The 17,401-nt window shown below is 64.5% G+C and carries 19 protein-coding genes and 1 pseudogene; 16 read left to right on the top strand and 4 right to left on the bottom strand.

Annotated features, from left to right (window positions below; all coding sequences use genetic code 11):
* The 4 genes and pseudogenes from AC1RRJ_RS21505 to AC1RRJ_RS21490 form a co-directional block, all read right to left on the bottom strand.
* Window positions 1-137: pseudogene (locus AC1RRJ_RS21505) on the bottom strand (acetaldehyde dehydrogenase (acetylating)); the annotation flags it as partial.
* Between the two features lie 9 nt (window positions 138-146).
* Window positions 147-923, bottom strand: a complete 777-nt coding sequence (locus AC1RRJ_RS21500) for a fumarylacetoacetate hydrolase family protein (protein WP_493126560.1) — start codon at window positions 921-923, stop codon at window positions 147-149.
* Window positions 910-1,731: an alpha/beta fold hydrolase gene (locus tag AC1RRJ_RS21495; protein ID WP_493126558.1), complete on the bottom strand. Its 822-nt coding sequence runs from the start codon at window positions 1,729-1,731 to the stop codon at window positions 910-912. Before AC1RRJ_RS21495 ends, AC1RRJ_RS21500 begins: the two co-directional genes overlap by 14 nt.
* A 12-nt stretch (window positions 1,732-1,743) precedes the next feature.
* Complete coding sequence (locus AC1RRJ_RS21490; protein ID WP_493126556.1) at window positions 1,744-2,949, bottom strand: acyl-CoA dehydrogenase family protein; 1,206 nt, start codon at window positions 2,947-2,949, stop codon at window positions 1,744-1,746.
* A gap of 363 nt (window positions 2,950-3,312) precedes the next feature.
* On the opposite strand from AC1RRJ_RS21490, the gene AC1RRJ_RS21485 reads away from it, so the two are divergent.
* The 16 genes from AC1RRJ_RS21485 to AC1RRJ_RS21410 are packed head-to-tail and all read left to right on the top strand — an operon-like array spanning window position 3,313 to window position 17,400.
* Entirely contained in the window at window positions 3,313-4,077 is a 765-nt protein-coding gene (locus tag AC1RRJ_RS21485; RefSeq protein WP_493126554.1) for an SDR family oxidoreductase, read from the top strand.
* Window positions 4,078-4,081: 4 nt separating this feature from the next.
* Window positions 4,082-4,999: a VOC family protein gene (locus AC1RRJ_RS21480; RefSeq protein ID WP_493126552.1), complete on the top strand. Its 918-nt coding sequence runs from the start codon at window positions 4,082-4,084 to the stop codon at window positions 4,997-4,999.
* Window positions 4,996-5,877: a CoA transferase subunit A gene (locus tag AC1RRJ_RS21475; RefSeq protein ID WP_493126550.1), complete on the top strand. Its 882-nt coding sequence runs from the start codon at window positions 4,996-4,998 to the stop codon at window positions 5,875-5,877. The genes AC1RRJ_RS21480 and AC1RRJ_RS21475 overlap by 4 nt, the downstream gene beginning before the upstream one ends.
* On the top strand, window positions 5,877-6,671 hold the full coding sequence (locus AC1RRJ_RS21470; protein ID WP_493126548.1) for a CoA-transferase subunit beta: 795 nt from the start codon (window positions 5,877-5,879) through the stop codon (window positions 6,669-6,671). Before AC1RRJ_RS21475 ends, AC1RRJ_RS21470 begins: the two co-directional genes overlap by 1 nt.
* Window positions 6,668-7,567 (top strand): enoyl-CoA hydratase, encoded by a 900-nt coding sequence (locus AC1RRJ_RS21465; protein WP_493126546.1) that lies wholly within the window; start codon window positions 6,668-6,670, stop codon window positions 7,565-7,567. The genes AC1RRJ_RS21470 and AC1RRJ_RS21465 overlap by 4 nt, the downstream gene beginning before the upstream one ends.
* 4 nt (window positions 7,568-7,571) lie before the next feature.
* Window positions 7,572-8,639 carry an NAD(P)H-dependent flavin oxidoreductase gene (locus AC1RRJ_RS21460; protein ID WP_493126544.1) on the top strand — a complete coding sequence of 356 codons (1,068 nt, stop codon included), beginning with the start codon at window positions 7,572-7,574 and terminating at the stop codon, window positions 8,637-8,639.
* A 4-nt stretch (window positions 8,640-8,643) separates the two neighbouring features.
* On the top strand, window positions 8,644-9,393 hold the full coding sequence (locus tag AC1RRJ_RS21455) for an enoyl-CoA hydratase family protein (RefSeq protein ID WP_493126542.1): 750 nt from the start codon (window positions 8,644-8,646) through the stop codon (window positions 9,391-9,393).
* On the top strand, window positions 9,393-10,556 hold the full coding sequence (locus tag AC1RRJ_RS21450; protein ID WP_493126540.1) for an acyl-CoA dehydrogenase family protein: 1,164 nt from the start codon (window positions 9,393-9,395) through the stop codon (window positions 10,554-10,556). Before AC1RRJ_RS21455 ends, AC1RRJ_RS21450 begins: the two co-directional genes overlap by 1 nt.
* On the top strand, window positions 10,556-11,488 hold the full coding sequence (locus AC1RRJ_RS21445; protein WP_493126538.1) for an acyl-CoA dehydrogenase family protein: 933 nt from the start codon (window positions 10,556-10,558) through the stop codon (window positions 11,486-11,488). Before AC1RRJ_RS21450 ends, AC1RRJ_RS21445 begins: the two co-directional genes overlap by 1 nt.
* A gap of 9 nt (window positions 11,489-11,497) precedes the next feature.
* A complete protein-coding gene (locus AC1RRJ_RS21440; RefSeq protein ID WP_493126536.1) occupies window positions 11,498-12,649 on the top strand; it encodes an acetyl-CoA C-acetyltransferase in 1,152 nt (383 codons plus the stop codon).
* Window positions 12,649-13,557: an SDR family oxidoreductase gene (locus AC1RRJ_RS21435; protein ID WP_493126534.1), complete on the top strand. Its 909-nt coding sequence runs from the start codon at window positions 12,649-12,651 to the stop codon at window positions 13,555-13,557. Before AC1RRJ_RS21440 ends, AC1RRJ_RS21435 begins: the two co-directional genes overlap by 1 nt.
* Complete coding sequence (locus AC1RRJ_RS21430) at window positions 13,557-14,612, top strand: acyl-CoA dehydrogenase family protein (protein ID WP_493126532.1); 1,056 nt, start codon at window positions 13,557-13,559, stop codon at window positions 14,610-14,612. The genes AC1RRJ_RS21435 and AC1RRJ_RS21430 overlap by 1 nt, the downstream gene beginning before the upstream one ends.
* On the top strand, window positions 14,609-15,787 hold the full coding sequence (locus AC1RRJ_RS21425; RefSeq protein ID WP_493126530.1) for an acyl-CoA dehydrogenase family protein: 1,179 nt from the start codon (window positions 14,609-14,611) through the stop codon (window positions 15,785-15,787). Before AC1RRJ_RS21430 ends, AC1RRJ_RS21425 begins: the two co-directional genes overlap by 4 nt.
* Entirely contained in the window at window positions 15,784-16,563 is a 780-nt protein-coding gene (locus tag AC1RRJ_RS21420) for an SDR family oxidoreductase (RefSeq protein ID WP_493126528.1), read from the top strand. The genes AC1RRJ_RS21425 and AC1RRJ_RS21420 overlap by 4 nt, the downstream gene beginning before the upstream one ends.
* Entirely contained in the window at window positions 16,560-17,021 is a 462-nt protein-coding gene (locus AC1RRJ_RS21415; protein WP_493126526.1) for a MaoC family dehydratase, read from the top strand. Before AC1RRJ_RS21420 ends, AC1RRJ_RS21415 begins: the two co-directional genes overlap by 4 nt.
* Before the next feature lies 1 nt (window position 17,022).
* Complete coding sequence (locus tag AC1RRJ_RS21410; RefSeq protein ID WP_493126524.1) at window positions 17,023-17,400, top strand: nuclear transport factor 2 family protein; 378 nt, start codon at window positions 17,023-17,025, stop codon at window positions 17,398-17,400.
* Window position 17,401 lies beyond the last annotated feature (1 nt).

Below are 17,401 nucleotides of genomic sequence, written 5' to 3'. Positions count from 1 at the left end.
ATCGCCAACCCTTCGCTGTCGGGATCGATCCCGACCACCGCGGCCAGTTCCATATTCTGCGGATATTTGATCATCTTGATCATCAGGTCGGTGCCGATATTGCCCGAGCCGATGATGACGGCTTTGATGCGTGTCATAAGGAGTCCTCAGATAAATCTGGCGGTGCAGCCGCCAATGCCGTGCAGCGTCATTTCGAACACATCGCCGCGTACTGCATTTTCGAGCGGCACCAGCGAACCCGACAGGATGATGTCGCCCGCATCGAGCGTCACGCCATGCGCGCCCAATGTGTTGGCGAGCCAGGCGACCGCCTCGGCGGGGTTGCCCTGAACGGCGGAGCCCAGCCCCTCGGACAGCGGCGCGCCATTTTTGGTCACCGTGACGCGCAGGGCAGGGAGGTCATGTGCGTTCGGGTCGGCCCGCGCTTCGCCGAGGACGAAGACGCCGCAGGAGGCGTTGTCGGCGACGGTATCGACGATCGCGATCTTCCAGTCGTCGATCCGGCTGTCGACGATTTCGAAACAGGGCGCGATGCTGGCGGTCGCCGCGATAACGTCGGCGGCGGTGACGCCGGGGGCGGTCAGGCTGTCCTTCAGGATGAAGGCGATTTCGGCCTCGGCGCGCGGCTGGATCAGGCCTGTCGCGGCGACGTCTATGTCGCCGTCGATGTGCATGGCGTCGGTCAGAAAGCCGAAATCGGGCTGGTACACGCCCAGCATATCCTGCACCGCCTTCGACGTGACCCCGATCTTCTTGCCGACCACGCGCTCGCCATCCTTCAGGCGGCGCGCGAGGAAGTCGAGGCTGATCGCATAGGCGTCGTCGATCGTCAGTGCCGGGTCGCGCGGAGCCAGCGGGGCGATCGTGCTTCGGCTGCGCAGCGCGGCGTAAAGGTCCGCCCCATATTGCTCAGCTTTGGTCATGAAGAAACGCGATCGAATAAAGGTTGAACTCGCTGGCGCGTTCGACCTGCACCCAGTGTCCGGTCCGCGCGAAAGTCATGCAGCGGGCATTGTCGCACTGGTCGAGGAAATAGCGCGCGCCGCTTTCGGGGCAGAACTGGTCGTCGGCGCCCCACAGGACGAAAATCGGTTGTTTGACCTGGCCCACGAGCGGGCCGAGGTTCGGGGTCTTCATTCGTGCGAGGACGTCCTTGGGCTGGGTGACGGCGACCGCGAAGCGTTCCTGCACCAGCGCGTCGGGGATCTTCGGCGCGAAATCAGGGTGGACGAGGTTGCTGACCAGACGGCGCTGCTCGTCGAGGTTGAAATCGGGGCCGCCGAAGCCCGACATCATTTTCGCAATCCCCGGCATGGTGAAATAGCTCGCCTGTTCCTCGATGCAGCCGGGCGCCATCAGGATCAGCGCGGTGGCGAATTCGGGATGGTCGAGCGTCATCTGCAATGCGACGCCGCCGCCCAGCGAGTTGCCGACCAACGCTGCGGAATCGACGCCGTGCTGGCAGAGCGCGCCATAGAGGGTGTCGGTGAACAACTGGAGGCTATAGTCGATGCCGACGGGCTTCGACGACTGCCCATAACCGATCAGGTCGGGCAGGATGACGCGGTAGCCTGCATCGACAAAGGCGTCGATATTCTGGCGGAAATTTGAAGCGCCCGATGCGCCGGGGCCGCTGCCGTGGATGAACACGACCGCGGCGCCGCTGCCCTTTTCCTTAATGTGAATGTCGTAGCCGTCGACTTGATAGCTGTTCTCGACAAAGTTCGTCATTCGGTCGGCTCCTTACATGAAGGTGAAGGCGGGGGGCTGGCCCAGCATCGTGCCGACGACATCGCCGGTGCGGTTGCTCGGGTCGTTGGCGACATGTGCGCGGGCGGCGTTGAGGTCGAGCCATGGCTGAATGACGTCGCTCGACATATAGACCGCGCGTCCGCCCAGCAGCTGGACCATGTCATCGACTAAGCGCGCGAGGCGGCGCACGACGGTCGAGGATTGATAAGCGAACAGTGCGCGCTTCTCCATCGGCACCGGCTCGCCGCGCTCGGCAATCGCCATCAGCTCGTCGAAGGTCGCCGCCAGCGTCAATTCCATTTCCAGCGTTTGGGCGTGCGCCGCGGCGATGGCACCGTGCAGGATCGGATCGGCCTTGCTGGCCTTGCCGGTGTTGGTCGAAATCCGGCTTTCCATGATCGCCATCGCGGCGTTGATCGCGGCGCGCGCGCCGCCAAAGGCCGCGGTCGATACCGAACGGACGAAGACCTGCGCCCAAGGGAGCGTATAGAGCGGGCCGGTGTTGAGCTTCTGCCCCGGATTGTCGCACAGAAAGCCCTCGATCGCGCGATGGGTGCGATATTCGGGGACGAAGACGCGGTCGACGATGATGTCGTGGCTGCCGGTTCCCTGCAATCCGAACACCTGCCAGCTTTCAGGATCGATTTGATAGTCGCTGCGCGGCAACAGGAAGGTCCGCATGTCGGGCGGTCCGCCCTCGGCCGACGGAACCAGCGCGCCAAGCAAGACCCAGCCGCAGTGCAGCGATCCGGTGGAAAAGCCCCAATGGCCGCTCAGGTAAAAACCGCCTTCGGTGTGCTCGACCTTGCCGACCGGCTGATAGGTCGATGAGACGAGCATGCTATTGTCGTCGCCCCACACCTCGACCTGCGCCCGGTCGTCGAAGAGCGCGAGTTCATAGGGGTGGCAACCGAGGACGCCGTACATCCATCCGGTCGACATGCATCCTTCGGCGAGCGCCTTTTGCACGCCGAAAAAGACATTGGGATGCATTTCAAAACCGCCCCAGCGTTTCGGCTGCAAAATGCGGAAGAAACCGGCTTCGCGCATCTCGGCGATCGTTTCCGCCGGGACATTGCGATCGGCGGTGCACTGCTTGGCCCGCGCCTTGAGTGCGGGAATCATGGCCCTGGCGTGCGCCAGCAATTCCTCTGCCGATGGTGTCTCGCTTGTCTGCGATGCTGCCAATGTCGCCATCTTCCGTCTCCAGCCAACAATCTGCCAAGGCAGAGGTAAATCAAATTCGTAAAATTACCTCACACAAAATACGCAAACCGTCAATTGAAATCCGTTTCCCTTTCCATCTTTGCGAATTTTGGCGCTTTTCCGTCGCGCCGGCGGGCCGTTTGGCGGGGCGTTGGTTCGTCGGGATGCGGTTCCGGGCGCGGGAATGGGTCCCGCATTGCGGTCGGGATTCGCAATATGGCGTTAAATGCGTAGAAAATAACATTTCATAATACGCAAAACGTCGATCAAAATACGATTTGGCTTGCAAGCCTGCTTTTCGTTCGGCTTAATGGCGTCGTTGTTCGTGAATCGGAATCGAAAGGCGTCACGCAGTTGAACTCGGCAGCATCCCTGGATCTGGACGGCAAAGTGGCGCTCGTGACGGGCGGAACCCGCGGCATTGGCCGCGTCATCGCCACGCGCTTGGCCGACTTTGGCTGCAACGTGTATGTATGCGGACGGAATGCGCCCGACGATCTGCCCGCGGCGATTGCCTTTCGCGCCGCCGACGTGCGTCAGCCCGATCAGGCGACGGCCTTGGTCGATGCGATTGCCAGCGAGGCCGGGCGCTTCGATATTTTGATCAACAATGCCGGCGGGTCGCCGCCCTGCGCCGCCGAAGCGGCGTCGGCGGGCTTCGTCGATGCGATCTTGAAACTCAATCTGGTCGCGCCGCTCACGCTGGCGCAGGCCGCGCATAAGTATATGCAAGGGCGTGGCGGCTCGATCGTCAATATCGCCAGCGTCTCGGGCATCCGGCCGTCGCCGGGAACCGCCGTCTATGGCGCGGCCAAGGCGGGGTTGCTCAACCTCACCCAGTCGCTGGCGCAGGAATGGGGCCGCGACGCGATCCGCGTCAACGCGATCATCGTCGGCCTCGCGACGACCGAAAATGCCGAGGCGACCTATGGTGACGCGGCGGCGCAGGCCGCGGTCGCGGCGTCATTGCCCTTGGGCCGCATGTGCGAGGGGCGCGATGTTGCCGACGCCGTGGCCTATCTTGTTTCGCCGCTCGCGCAATATGTCAGCGGCGCGCGGCTCAATGTCGATGGCGGCGGCGAACGGCCGTATTTTCTGGATCTGGTAAAGGGAGGCTGAGGCGGTGGCTATCAGGGCGCTCGGCTATGTCGTGATCAAAACGACAAAGGCCGATATTTGGGATACATATTTGACCGAGGTAGTCGGCGTCATGCGCGCCGCCGATCCCGGCGACGGCGCGGCGCATTACCGGATCGACGATCGTCCGTTCCGGTTCCGGATCGAGGCGGGGGAGCAGGACGAGCTGACCGCCGCCGCGTTCGAATTGTCCGACGAGGCCGCGTTTCAGGCGATGGCGGCGGCAATTGCCGCGGCGGGCCGTCCGGTCGAAATGGGCTCGGCCGACGAGGCTGCGATCCGCGGCGTTCAGGCCTTTTTCCGTACCAGCGATCCGGCCGGCAACGGGCTGGAATTCTTCCACGGCGACAGCCGCGACGATGTGGCGTTCGTCTCGCCGATCGGCGTGAAGGGCTTCGTCACCGGCGACATGGGGATGGGGCATGCGGTGTTTGCCGCGCCCAATTTCGACGAGGTGCATACATTTTACACCGACGTCGTCGGCTTTCACGACACCGATGTTCCGCGCTTCCACTTCTCGCCCGATCCGAACGATCCGGGGATGGGTTTCGCGTTCATGCATGCCGACAATGGCCGCCATCATTCGATCGCGATCGGTCAGGTTCCGGTGCCGCCGTCGCGCTGCGTCCATCTGATGCTCGAAATGCAGGATCTGCTCGATGTCGGCCGCTGCTACGACCGGATGCGCGTCGCGAAAGTTCCTGAATCGGCGACGCTGGGCACGCATACCAACGACCAGATGACGAGTTTCTACATGCAGACCCCGGCGGGTTTCGATCTGGAGATCGGGTGCGATCCGCTGATCATTGATCCCACAAACTGGACGCCCACGGCGCATCAGGTCGTCAGCCAATGGGGCCATGTCTGGGCCTGGCAAAAAGCGATGGAAGAGGCTGCGCAATGACGCTCGACAAACGCATGACCCCCGCCGAGATCGTCGGCCGTCTGTCCGACGGCATGACGATAGGCATTGGCGGATGGGGTCCGCGGCGCAAGCCGATGGCGCTCGTCCGCGAAATCCTCCGTTCGGACCTCAAGGACCTCACCATCGTCGCTTATGGCGGCGCCGACGTCGGGATGCTGTGCGCGGCGGGCAAGGTGAAGAAGCTGGTTTTCGCCTTCGTCTCGCTCGACGCGATCCCGCTCGAGCCCTGGTTCCGCAAGGCGCGCGAGGCCGGGCGGATCGAGGTGCTCGAACTCGACGAGGGGATGTTCCAATGGGGGCTGAAGGCCGCGGCCTTCGGGCTGCCTTTCCTGCCGACCCGCGTCGGCCTCGGCACCGATCTCGCCGAGCTGGGCGGTCTCAAAATGGTCCAGTCGCCCTATGACGACGGCGAGACGTTGATCGCGATGCCCGCGTTGAAACTCGACGCGGCGCTGCTCCACGTCAACCGCAGCGACTGGCGCGGCAACGTCCAGCTGCTCGGCCCCGATGCCTATTATGACGAATGGTTCGCCAAGGCCGCCGACGCCTGTTTCGTCTCGACCGAAACGCTCGTCGAGCGGATCGAGGATCATTTCGCCGACGACGCGCAGGCCAATATTTTCGAACGCTGCTTCGTCGCCGGGGTGACCGAGCTTCCGGGCGGCGCACACCCCAGTTCGATGCCCCCCGCCTATGGCTGGGACATGGGCTGGTTCAAAAATTACGCCGCGCTGGCCGCCGACCCCGGCGATTGGGACGCGGTGCGCGATCGTCTCGTCGGCAGCGACGAGGCCGCTTATCTGAAATCCGTTGGCGGAAAGGAGGCGGTGACGGCCTTGCCCTTGCCGATATTCTGATGACCGAAGTCACCCTGGCAGAACTCTGCATTTTCGCCTGTTCCGAAGCCTTTCGCAGCCAGCGCGAGGTCATCGCGACCGGCATCGGCCCCGTTCCGCGCCTCGGTGCGGGGCTCGCCAAGCTCACCCATTCGCCCGGCCTGATGATGACCGATGGCGAGGCCTATCTGGTCGAGGAACCGGTGCCGATCGGCCCGCGCGGCGACTATGTACCGAAATTTGCGGGGCATCTTCCCTTCTCGCGCTTCTTTGACAGCGCGGTGTGGAGCGGGCGGCGCCATGCAATGGTGACTCCGACCCAGATCGACCGCTTCGGGCAGACCAACCTGTCGCGGCTCGGCGGCACGCATGAGCAGCCGAAGACGCAGATGCTGGGCGTGCGCGGCTTTCCCGGCAACAGCATCTATCATGCGAATTCGATGTTCATTCCGTTTCATTCGGCGCGGACGTTCGTGGCGGGCGAGGTCGATATGGTGTCGAGCGCGGGCTACAACCCCGCCAAGCGCATCGCGGGCGGCAATTACAGCGGCATCGACCTGCGCCGCATCGTTACCAATTTGTGCGTGATGGACTTTGGCGGTCAGGACAATGCGATCCGCGTCATCTCGCTCCATCCCGGCGTGAGTTTCGACGACGTGCAGGCGGCGACCGGCTTCCCGCTCGAACAGGGCGATATCGTCGAAACCCCGACCCCGGGCGCCGAGGCGCTCGCGATCATCGCGCGGCTCGATCCGCACAATTTCCGCAGCAGCGTGATCAAGGATAATCCACCAGCCCAAAGGAATGCCGCATGAGCGACGATCTCGTCCCGCGCCAGCCGCAAGAGCCGGTGTATGAAACCAATACCCCCGTCCGCTATGAAGTCGATGGCCCCGTCGCGTGGATTATCATGGACCGGCCGCAGTTCAACAACGCGCAGAACAGCCAGATGACCTATGCGCTCGACGCGGCGTTTCGGCGCGCGACCGACGATGATGCGATCAAGGTCATCGTGCTCGGCGGCGACGGCAAGCATTTCAGCGCCGGGCACGACATCGGGACGCCGGGGCGCGATCATCTGGTGCCTTTCGACCGCAAGCTGATGTTCGGCGATCACACCACCCGGCCCGGCGCCGAATTGCTCTATACCCGCGAGCAGGAAGTTTACCTCGGGATGTGCCGCCGCTGGCGCGACATTCCCAAGCCGACGATCGCGATGGTGCAGGGCGCGTGCATCGCCGGCGGGCTGATGCTGGCATGGGTGTGCGACCTGATCGTCGCCAGCGACGACGCCTTCTTCCAGGATCCGGTCAACCGCATGGGGATCCCCGGGGTCGAATATTTCGCCCACGGCTTCGAACTGCCGCCGCGCATCGCCAAGGGGTTCCTGCTGCTCGGCGAACGTATGCCTGCGGCGCGCGCCTATCAATTCGGCATGGTCAATGAAATGGTCCCGCGCGCCGAGCTGAAGGACAAGGTGTCGGCGATGGCGCAGGAACTCGCGACCCGCCCGCGGCTCGGCAATTGGCTGACCAAGCAGGCGCTCAACCATGTCGAGGATCTGCGCGGCAAGCGCACCGCGATGGATGCGGTTTTCCACATGCATCATTTCGCCCATGCGCAGAATGATCTGGTCAGCGGCAATTCACTCGGCGGGCTCGACGGTGCTGCGATGGCCAAGGCGAACAAGAAAGCCGCGGGCGAGGGCTGATATTGTGACCGACGTGCTGAATAGCCCGCTTACCCGGGCATTGGGATGCCGCCTGCCGGTGATCCAGACCGCGATGGGCTGGATCGCGACCCCCGAACTGGTCGCGGCGTCGAGCAACGCCGGGGCGTTTGGTTTTCTGGCGGGCGCGGTGATGACCCCCGCCGAACTCGGCGAAGCGATCGCGCGGCTGCGCGACCTGACGCCGCACCGCTTCGGCGTCAATTTCCACAGCTTTCAGCCCGGCGCCGCGGCGATCGTCGATCTGATCGTTGCGAACAGCGACCAGGTGGGCGCGGTCAGTTTCGGGCGCGGGCCTGATGTGAAGATGATCGGCCGGTTCAAGGACGCCGGCATCCTCTGCATCCCGACCGTCGGCGCGGTCAAACATGCCGAGAAGATGGTCCAGCTGGGGTGTGAGATGATCACCGTGCAGGGCGGCGAGGGCGGCGGGCACACCGGCGCGGTCGCGACGACCGTGCTGCTGCCGCAGGTGCTCGACGCGGTCGATGTGCCGGTGGTCGCGGCGGGGGGCTTTGCCGACGGGCGCGGGCTCGCGGCGGCGCTGGCCTATGGCGCGGCAGGCATCGCGATGGGAACGCGTTTCCTGATGACCAGCGACAGCCCGATCCCCGATCGCTCGAAATCGGCCTATGTCCGCGCGGGCACCGGCGACATTGTCGTGTCGACCAAGATCGACGGCATTCCGCAGCGGATGATCCTGACCCCCGCGATGCAGCGCATCGAGGCGTCGGGCAAGCTCGCCATGTGGAAGCGCGCGATCGAGGCGGGGCTTGCGATGAAGCGCCAGACCGGCGCCAGCTTCGGCGAACTGCTGCGCGCCGCGCGCGGTATGACCAGCCACGGCAATCTGTCGTTGCCGCAGGCGATGATGGCCGCCGCCGCGCCGATGCTGATCCAGAAAGCGGTCGTCGACGGCGACACCGAAAACGGCCTGCTCGCGACCGGGCTTGTCGGCGGCCGCCTCGGCGACCTACCGAGCTGTGCCGAGCTTCTGACTTCGATCGAAAAGGATGCGCGCGCCCGTCTGGCCGCGCTGCGAGGACTGGACTGAACCCATGCCGATACATTGCACCATCAAGGACCGCATCGCCGAAATCGTCTTCGACGTCCCGCCGGTCAACGCCTTCGACAGCGAAACCTGGATGGCGATCCCCGCGATCGTCACCGCGGCGGCGAGCAATCCCGAGGTCCATTGCGTGCTGATCCGCGCCGAGGGCAAGGGCTTTTGCGGTGGGGTCGATATCAAGGAGATGCAGGCGCATCCCGAACGCATCACCCTCCTCAATCGCGGCAACTATCTGACCTTCAAGGCGATCCGTAACGCCGAGGTTCCGGTGATCAGCGCGGTGCATAAATTCGTCATCGGCGGCGGCATCGGCATCTGCGGCGCCAGCGACAGCATCATCGCCGCCGACGACGCCTATTTCTCGCTGCCCGAGGTCGATCGCGGCGCGATGGGCGGGGCGTCGCACCTTTCACGCATGTTGCCGCTCCACAAGGTGCGCGCGGCCTTCTTCACCGGCGGCACGATTCCCGCCGAGGAAGCGTGGCGGCTGGGCGCGATCGAGAAGGTCGTGCCGCGCGCCGACCTCGAAACCGAAGCGCGCGCCTTTTGCGCGGTGATTGCGTCGAAATCGCGCAAGGCGCTGGTCATCGCCAAGGAAGCGCTGAACGGGCTCGAGGAACGCGACGTCGACCGCGGATACCGCTGGGAACAGGGTTTCACGCTCGAAATGTATATGCACGAAGACAGCCAGAAATCGCGCGATGCCTTTGTCGAGACGGGCAAGGCGGCCAGCTTCTGATGGACCTCGTCTATACCCCCGAACAACAGGATTTCCGCGCCGAAGTGCGTGCGTGGATGGACGCGCATGTGCCCAAGGAACCGCTGGTCACGCTCGAATGCCGCGAAGGCTTCGACAGCCACGTCGAGTGGGAACGCACGCTTGCGAGCGGCAATTGGGGCATGGTCACCTGGCCCGAGGCCTATGGCGGGCGCGGGCTTGATCTCATCCAGTGGTTGATCTTCGAGGAAGAATATTTCCGCGCCGGCGGCCCCAATCGCGCCAACCAGAATGGCATTTTCCTGCTCGGCCCGACGATCATGGAATTTGGCACGCCCGAACAAAAGGCGCGCTTCCTGACCCCGATGGCGAAGGGCGAGACGATGTGGGCGCAGGCCTGGTCCGAACCCGGCGCCGGGTCGGACATGGCGGCGATCAGCAGCAAAGCGGTGCGTGACGGCGATCATTATGTGATCAGCGGCCAGAAAACATGGTCGAGCCGCGCTGCCTTTGCCGACTGGGGTTTCGGCATCTTCCGCACCGAAGAGGGCAGCAAGCGCCACAAGGGGCTGAGCTTCATCCTGTTCGACCTGAACAGCCCCGGCATCACCCGCCGCCCGATCCGCCAGCTCCACGGCGACACCGGCTTTGCCGAACTCTTCTTCGACGAAGTGCGCGTGCCGGTCGAAAACCGCATCGCGGGCGAGGGTGAGGGTTGGAAGGTCGCGATGGCGACTGCGGGTTTCGAACGCGGGCTGATGCTGCGTTCGCCCGGCCGGTTTCAGGCGACCGCGAAGCGGCTGGTCGAACTCTATCGAGAGCACGAAGCCGAAGCGTCGCCCGCGGCGCGCGAGGCGGTGATGACCGCGTGGATGCAGGCGCAGGCCTATGCGTATAACACCTATGCCGTCGCCGCGAAGATCATGGCGGGCGGGTCGATCGGGGCGGAGGCGAGCCTGAACAAGATTTTCTGGTCCGAACTCGACCGCGCGATGCACCGCACCGCGATGCAATTGCTCGGTGCGGCGGCTGAACTGCGCCGTTTCGACGATGGCCGGATGAACCAGTGGCTGGAGGGTTATATCTTCTCGCTATCGGGTCCGATTTACGCCGGATCGAACGAGATTCAGCGCAATATCACCGCCGAACGGCTGCTCGATTTGCCCAGAGTGGGAGCGGGCTGATGGAATTTCTGCTGAACGAAGACCAGCTGACGTTGGCCGAAACCGTCCGCGATTATCTGACCGGAACGCATGGCCCTGACGTGCTGCGCGGGCTCGACGCGGGCGACAATCGCGATCCCGCGATCTGGCAGGGGCTCGTCGATATGGGGCTCACCGGCCTGCTGGTGCCCGAGGAATTTGGCGGGTTGGGTCTTGGCCTTGTCGATGCGGCTTTGATCGCGCGCGAATGCGGGCGGGCTTGCCTCGCCGAGCCGCTGGTCGATACGGCCTTCGTCGCGGTGCCGTGGTTGTTGGCGCAGGGCGAGACCGCGCAAATGGCCGCGGTCGTCGCGGGAACCGCGAAGCCTTCGGTGGCGCATGCCATCAATCCATGGGTCAGCGATGGCGAGGGCGAAGCGCTCGACAGCATCGACCCGCTGCGCAATCTGACCCGGCCTGTCGGTGCGCCGTCGTCCGATCCGCTTCTGCTCGATCTCGGCGCGCTGATGAGCGCGGCGCAGTTGGTTGGCCTCGCCGACGCCATGCTCCATCAAGCCACCGAATATGCCAAAATCCGCACCCAGTTTGGGCAGCCGATCGGTGCGTTTCAGGCGATCAAGCACCAACTGGCAAATTGTGCAGTCGCGATTGAATTTGCCAAACCGGTGGTGTGGCGCGCCGCGCAGGTGCTCACCGATGGCCTGTCCAGCGCCCCGGTCCATATCAGCCACGCCAAGGTTGCAGCAACTGACGCCGCGATCCTGACCGCCGAGACCGCAATTCAGGTCCATGGCGCGATGGGCTATACCTATGAGGTCGACCTGCATTTCTGGATGAAGCGCAGCTGGGCGCTCGCCGGAGCCTGGGGCAGCCGCGCCTTCCACCTCAAACGCATCGACGACGCCGTGATCGGCGGGGGGCTGGCGATCGGCCCCGACCAAACATTCGCATAAGGAAATCTGATGGCCGAAGCTTATATCATCGACGCGGTGCGCACGCCGATCGGGCGCAAGAAGGGCAGCCTAGCGGGCGTCCATCCCGCCGACTTGGGCGCGCATCCGATCAAGGCCCTGATCGCGCGCACCGGCATCGACGCGGGCGCGGTCGACGATGTCGTCTGGGGCTGCTGCGACACGATCGGACCGCAGGCGGGCGACATCGGCCGCACCGTCTGGCTGGTCGCGGGGATGCCGCAGCATGTCCCCGGCACGACGGTCGATCGCCAGTGCGGATCGTCGCAGCAGGCGCTGCACTTCGCGGCGCAGGGCGTGATGAGCGGAACGCAGAATCTGGTCGTCGCGGGCGGATCGCAGGCGATGAACGCGATCCCGATCAGCGCGGCGATGTATGCCGGCGAACCCTATGGCTTCACCAATCCGTTCAACACCTCGCCCGGCTGGATCGCGCGCTATGGCGACGGCCTGCTCAACCAGATCAACTCAGCCGAAATGATCGCCGACAAATGGGGCATCAGCCGCGCCGAGATGGAGGAATTCGCCTTCGCCTCGCACCAGCGCGCGCAGGCCGCGACCGATGCCGGCTGGTTCGCCAATGAAATCGCCCCGCTCGAAGGGCTGGCGCAGGACGAAACGATCCGCCCCGGAACGACGCGCGAAGGATTGGCTGAACTGCGGCTGATCCAGGAGGGCGGCAAGATCACCGCGGGCATCTCGAGCCAGAATTGCGACGGCGCCGCGGCGATGCTGATCGCGTCCGAGGCGGCGGTGAAGGATCATAACCTGACCCCGCGCGCGCGCATCCACCATCTGTCGGTGCGCGCCGACGATCCGGTCTGGATGCTCACCGCGCCGATCCCCGCGACGCAATATGCGCTGGCAAAGGCCGGGATGACCGTCGCCGACATCGACCTGTTCGAATGCAATGAAGCGTTCGCCAGCGTGCCAATGGCGTGGATGAAGGAACTCGGCATCCCGCATGAAAAGGTCAATGTCCACGGCGGCGCGATTGCGCTCGGCCACCCGCTTGGTGCGACCGGCGCGCGGTTGATGACGACGATGCTGAATGCGCTGGAACGCACGGGCGGTCGCTATGGTCTCCAGACCATGTGCGAAGGCGGCGGTCAGGCCAATGTTACGATAATCGAGAGGCTGTAATGACACTTTGCGAAGGACGGACCGTCATCATCACCGGCGCGGCGCGCGGGCTGGGCAGAGCTTATGCGCTGGGCTTCGCGGCCGAGGGCGCCAATGTCGTGGTCAACGATATCGGAACATCGCTTGCGGGTGAGGGACGCGACACGTCGGCGGCCGATGCCGTGGTCGCCGAAATCAACGCGGGTGGCGTCGGTCGGGCGATCGCCAATTATGAAGATGTCACCGACTGGGACGCCGCCAAGCGCATCGTCGATGCCGCGATTGCGGCGTTTGGTGACCTGCATGTCGTGGTGAACAACGCCGGGATCGTCCGCGACCGGATGTTCGTGTCGGCGACGCTCGACGAATGGGATGCGACGATGCACGTCCATCTGCGCGGCCATTTCTGCATCGCGCGCCACGCGGTTGACTATTGGCGCGGGCAGCAGAAACAGGGCCATGCGGTCGATGCACGTATCATCAACACGACGTCGGGCGCTGGCTTGCAGGGTTCGATCGCGCAGGCGGCTTATTCGACAGCGAAGGGCGGCATTGCGTCGCTGACGCTGGTTCAGGCGGCCGAGCTTGGCCGCTATGGCATCACCGCCAATGCGCTGGCGCCCTCGGCGCGCACGCGGATGACCGAACAGGCGTTCGCCGACAAAATGGCGACTGAGGGCGATGCCTTCGACGTCATGGACCCCGCCAATATCGCGCCGACCGTGGTGTGGCTGGGCAGCGCCGAAAGCGCGCATGTCACCGGCTGCGTCTTCGAACTCGAAGGCGGCAAGATCATGCTCGAGGATGGCTGGCGCGAAGGGCCGCAGGTCGATGCGGGCGCGACATGGCAGCCGTCCGACGTCGGCGCTGCGGTCGACGGACTGATCGCCGCGCGCACCGCGCCGCGCAAGGTGTGGGGAACCGCATAATGGATTTCGCGCTGACCGACGAACAGGCGATGATCGCCGACACTGCGCGGCAGTTCTTCGCCGAAAATGCGACGAGCGACCGCACGCGCAGGGCGATGGCCGCTGACGGCGTCGATCGCGACCTGTGGCAGGCTTATTGTCAGGAACTGGGGTTCGGCGGGCTGTCGCTGCCCGAGGAGTTTGGCGGCGCGGCGCTCGGCATGGTCGAATTTGCGACGGTGGCAGAGGCTGCGGGCGCGCAAGTGTCGGCGATCCCGTTGCTGGGGCAGGCGATGGTTGGCAGCGCGATCGCAGCGGGCGGCAGCGATGCGCAGAAAAGCGAATGGCTGCCCCGCATTGCGAGTGGTGAATTGATCGCAGTTGCTGCGGATTGCGCCAATCTGAACGCCGATGGCGACATGCTGTCGGGGCGCTGCGATTTCGTCGCCCACGGCAATATTGCCGGCCTGTTGCTGGTGACGGCTCCGGGCTGCGCGTGGATCATCGAAACCGGAGCCAAGGGCGGCACGGTCGAAGCGCATCTGACGATGGACCAGACGCGGCCCTTGGCCACGATCACACTCGACCGCGCGACCGGAACGCCGCTGCCCGATGCGAGCGCAGCCATTCAGGCGGCGCAGGCGAGCGGCTTGATCTGCCTCGCCGCCGAAGCACTGGGCGGCGCGCAGGCGTGCCTCGACCGCACCGTCGCCTATGCCAAGGAACGCGTCCAGTTCGGCCGCGCGATCGGCAGTTTTCAGGCGTATAAGCACCGCCTCGCCGACATGATGATCGAGATCGAACAGGCGCGCTCGGCGGTCTATTGGGCCGCCTGCACCGTCGATGAGCAAAGCGATGACCGCGCGCTCGCGCTCCACGCCGCGAAGAGCTTTGCCGCCGACACTTATGCGAAATGCGCGGGCGATATGATCCAGCTTCACGGCGGCATCGGTTTCACCTGGGAACATGACGCGCACCTCTTCTTTAAACGCGCTCGCTCGATCCAGACCCTGCTGCAAAACGGCAGCTGGCACCGCGAACAGGTCGCGACGATGATCCTGGGAGAAGCAGCATGAAACTCGGCTTTTCCAAAGCGGAGGAAGATTTCCGCACCGAATGCGCCGAATGGCTGAACGGCCAGATGGCGGGCGAATTTCGCGACATCAGGGGCATCACGACGCTGACCGCCCTGGCCGAACGGCGCAAGGAGTGGGAACAGCAACTCGCAGCCCACAAATGGTCGTGCATCGGCTGGCCCGAAAAATGGGGCGGACGCGGCGCGACGCTGGCGCAGCAGGTGATCTTTGCCGAGGAATATGCCCGCGCCGGGGTGCCGGGCCGCGTCAATCATATCGGCATCGAACTTGCCGGGCCGACGATCCTGACCTTTGGGACCGAGGAGCAGAAGGCGCGCTTCCTGCCCGATATTGCGGCGGGCAAGACGATCTTTTGTCAAGGCTTTTCCGAACCCAATGCCGGGTCCGACCTCGCCAGCGTCCGCACCAAGGCGCGGCTGGAGGGCGACGAATGGGTCGTCAATGGCCAGAAAGTCTGGACCAGCCTCGCGCATATCTCCGACTGGATTTTTGTCATCGCGCGCAGCGAAGAGGGATCGCAGGGCCCCAAGGGCCTGACCTTCCTGATGATGGAGATCGACCAGCCGGGGATCGAAATCCGCCCGATCCAGCAGATCAACGGCGACGCCGAATTCAACGAGACCTTCTTCACCGATGCGCGCTGCCCCGCCGACAGCCTGATCGGCGCGCCCGGCGAGGGGTGGAAGATCGCGATGGGGCTGCTCGCCTTCGAACGCGGCGTGTCGACGCTCGGCCAGCAAATGGGTTTCCGCAACGAACTCGACGACATCATCGCCGCCGCCAAGGCGAATGGCAGCGCCAATGATCCGTTGATCCGCCAGCGGATCGCCAAGGCCGAAATCGGCCTGCACCTCATGCGCTATGGCGCACTTCGGATGCTGTCGAACAGCGATCATAGCAAGGTCGACGGCGCGGCGCTGACCTATAAGATTCAGTGGGCGAGCTGGCGCCGCTCGCTCGGCGAACTGGCGATGGACGTGCTCGGGCAGGCGGGCGAGATTGGCGACGGTCCCGACTATATCTGGGACACGCTGCCCAACCTGTTCCTCTATTCGCGCGCCGACACGATTTACGGCGGCACCAACCAGATCCAGCGCAACATGATTGCCGAGCGCGCGCTCGGCATGCCGCGCGAACCCCGAGGTGTAGCATGAGCCTGCTTCCGCAATATCCGACCCCGCGCGATCTGGTGAAGGGGAAGACCGTCGTCGTCACCGCCGCGGCGGGAACCGGCATCGGCTTTTCGGTCGCCAAGCGCGCCGCCGAAGAGGGCGCGCAGGTCCTGATCAGCGACTTTCACGAACGCCGCCTCGGCGAGGCCGCCGACCGGATCGCCGCCGAAACCGGGCACCGCCCCGCGACGTGCATCTGCGACGTCACCGACCAAGCCCAGGTCGACGCGCTGCGCGATACGGCGATTGCGACGCTTGGCCATGTCGATGTGCTGATCAACAATGCCGGCCTCGGCGGCGAGGTGAGCGTCGTCGATATGAGCGATGACCAATGGCACCGCGTCCTCGACGTCACGCTGAACAGCGTGTTCCGCATGACCCGCGCCTTCCTGCCGCATATGCAGGAACGCAAGGCGGGCGCGATCGTCAACAACGCCTCGGTGCTCGGCTGGCGCGCGCAAAAGGGGCAGGCGCATTATGCCACCGCGAAAGCCGGCGTGATGGCCTTCACCCGCTGTTCGGCGGTCGAGGCCGCCGAATTCGGCGTGCGGATCAACGCCGTCGCCCCCAGCATCGCGATGCACGCCTTTCTGGCCAAGGTGACGACCGACGAACTGCTCGACGAACTCGCGGCGCGCGAAGCCTTCGGGCGCCCCGCCGAGGTGTGGGAGGTCGCTAATGTCATGCTGTTCCTCGCCAGCGATCTCGCGTCGTACATGACCGGCGAAGTCCTGTCGGTGTCGAGCCAGCGCGCATGACCAAAATCTATGACAGCCCGCGCGATCTGATCGGTCAGGAGGGAACCGCGCTCGGCCCGACCGACTGGCTGACAATCGATCAGGAGCGCGTCGACGGCTTTGCCAGGGTGACCGGCGATCACCAATGGATCCATGTCGATATCGAGCGCGCCAAGGCGGGGCCGTTCGGCGGCACGATCGCGCACGGCTATCTGACTATGAGCCTCGTCAATTTCTTCCTGCCCGACCTTGTCGAAGTTCGCGGCTTTGCCCATGCGGTTAATGTCGGCGCCGACCGGCTGCGCTTTCTGGCGCCGGTCCCGGTCGGCGGGCGCATCCGCGGCGTGGGGGAGATCGTCACGGTCGAGGAGGTCAAGGGTGCGGTCCAGTCGGTCGTCCGCGTCACCATCGAGATCGAGGGGCAGGACAAACCCGCCTGTGTCGTCGACACGATCAGCCGTTATTTTCCGGAGAGCTAATATGTCCGTCACCGCCGCCGACAAGATCAAGGCCGTCGAAACCTATATTTCCTCTTATGGTCGCGGCGACCTCGACGGCGTCGTCGGGGTGTTCGCCGAACATGCAACGGCCGAGGATCCGGTCGGATCGTCGCCGCTGGTGGGCAAGCCCGCGATCCGCGATTTCATGGCGGTCGGCATTGCAATGGGCGCGCAATTGGTGCTCGAAGGTCCGATCCGCTGCGCGGGCGATTATGCCGCTTTTCCCTTCGTCGTTACGCTCGACATCGAGGGGCAGGCGACGCGCATCGAGGTGATCGATATTTTCCGCTTCGAGGATGACGGGAAGGTCGTGGAGATGCGGGCCTTCTTTGGTCCCGAAAATATCAAGCCCGCCTGAC

The organism is Sphingopyxis sp. GW821-FHT12C06 (assembly GCF_058807415.1).
Note: the sequence above shows the minus strand (reverse complement) of the source record. Positions and strands in the feature narration are given on the sequence as shown.

Bases quoted from the DNA above. Each gene is read 5' to 3' on its own strand.
- AC1RRJ_RS21500 (WP_493126560.1), bottom strand. From the start codon at position 923: ATGACCAAAGCTGAGCAATATGGGGCGGACCTTTACGCCGCGCTGCGC.
- AC1RRJ_RS21495 (WP_493126558.1), bottom strand. From the start codon at position 1,731: ATGACGAACTTTGTCGAGAACAGCTATCAAGTCGACGGCTACGACATT.
- AC1RRJ_RS21490 (WP_493126556.1), bottom strand. From the start codon at position 2,949: ATGGCGACATTGGCAGCATCGCAGACAAGCGAGACACCATCGGCAGAG.
- AC1RRJ_RS21475 (WP_493126550.1), top strand. From the start codon at position 4,996: ATGACGCTCGACAAACGCATGACCCCCGCCGAGATCGTCGGCCGTCTG.
- AC1RRJ_RS21470 (WP_493126548.1), top strand. From the start codon at position 5,877: ATGACCGAAGTCACCCTGGCAGAACTCTGCATTTTCGCCTGTTCCGAA.
- AC1RRJ_RS21465 (WP_493126546.1), top strand. From the start codon at position 6,668: ATGAGCGACGATCTCGTCCCGCGCCAGCCGCAAGAGCCGGTGTATGAA.
- AC1RRJ_RS21455 (WP_493126542.1), top strand. From the start codon at position 8,644: ATGCCGATACATTGCACCATCAAGGACCGCATCGCCGAAATCGTCTTC.
- AC1RRJ_RS21450 (WP_493126540.1), top strand. From the start codon at position 9,393: ATGGACCTCGTCTATACCCCCGAACAACAGGATTTCCGCGCCGAAGTG.
- AC1RRJ_RS21445 (WP_493126538.1), top strand. From the start codon at position 10,556: ATGGAATTTCTGCTGAACGAAGACCAGCTGACGTTGGCCGAAACCGTC.
- AC1RRJ_RS21440 (WP_493126536.1), top strand. From the start codon at position 11,498: ATGGCCGAAGCTTATATCATCGACGCGGTGCGCACGCCGATCGGGCGC.
- AC1RRJ_RS21435 (WP_493126534.1), top strand. From the start codon at position 12,649: ATGACACTTTGCGAAGGACGGACCGTCATCATCACCGGCGCGGCGCGC.
- AC1RRJ_RS21430 (WP_493126532.1), top strand. From the start codon at position 13,557: ATGGATTTCGCGCTGACCGACGAACAGGCGATGATCGCCGACACTGCG.
- AC1RRJ_RS21425 (WP_493126530.1), top strand. From the start codon at position 14,609: ATGAAACTCGGCTTTTCCAAAGCGGAGGAAGATTTCCGCACCGAATGC.
- AC1RRJ_RS21420 (WP_493126528.1), top strand. From the start codon at position 15,784: ATGAGCCTGCTTCCGCAATATCCGACCCCGCGCGATCTGGTGAAGGGG.
- AC1RRJ_RS21415 (WP_493126526.1), top strand. From the start codon at position 16,560: ATGACCAAAATCTATGACAGCCCGCGCGATCTGATCGGTCAGGAGGGA.
- AC1RRJ_RS21410 (WP_493126524.1), top strand. From the start codon at position 17,023: ATGTCCGTCACCGCCGCCGACAAGATCAAGGCCGTCGAAACCTATATT.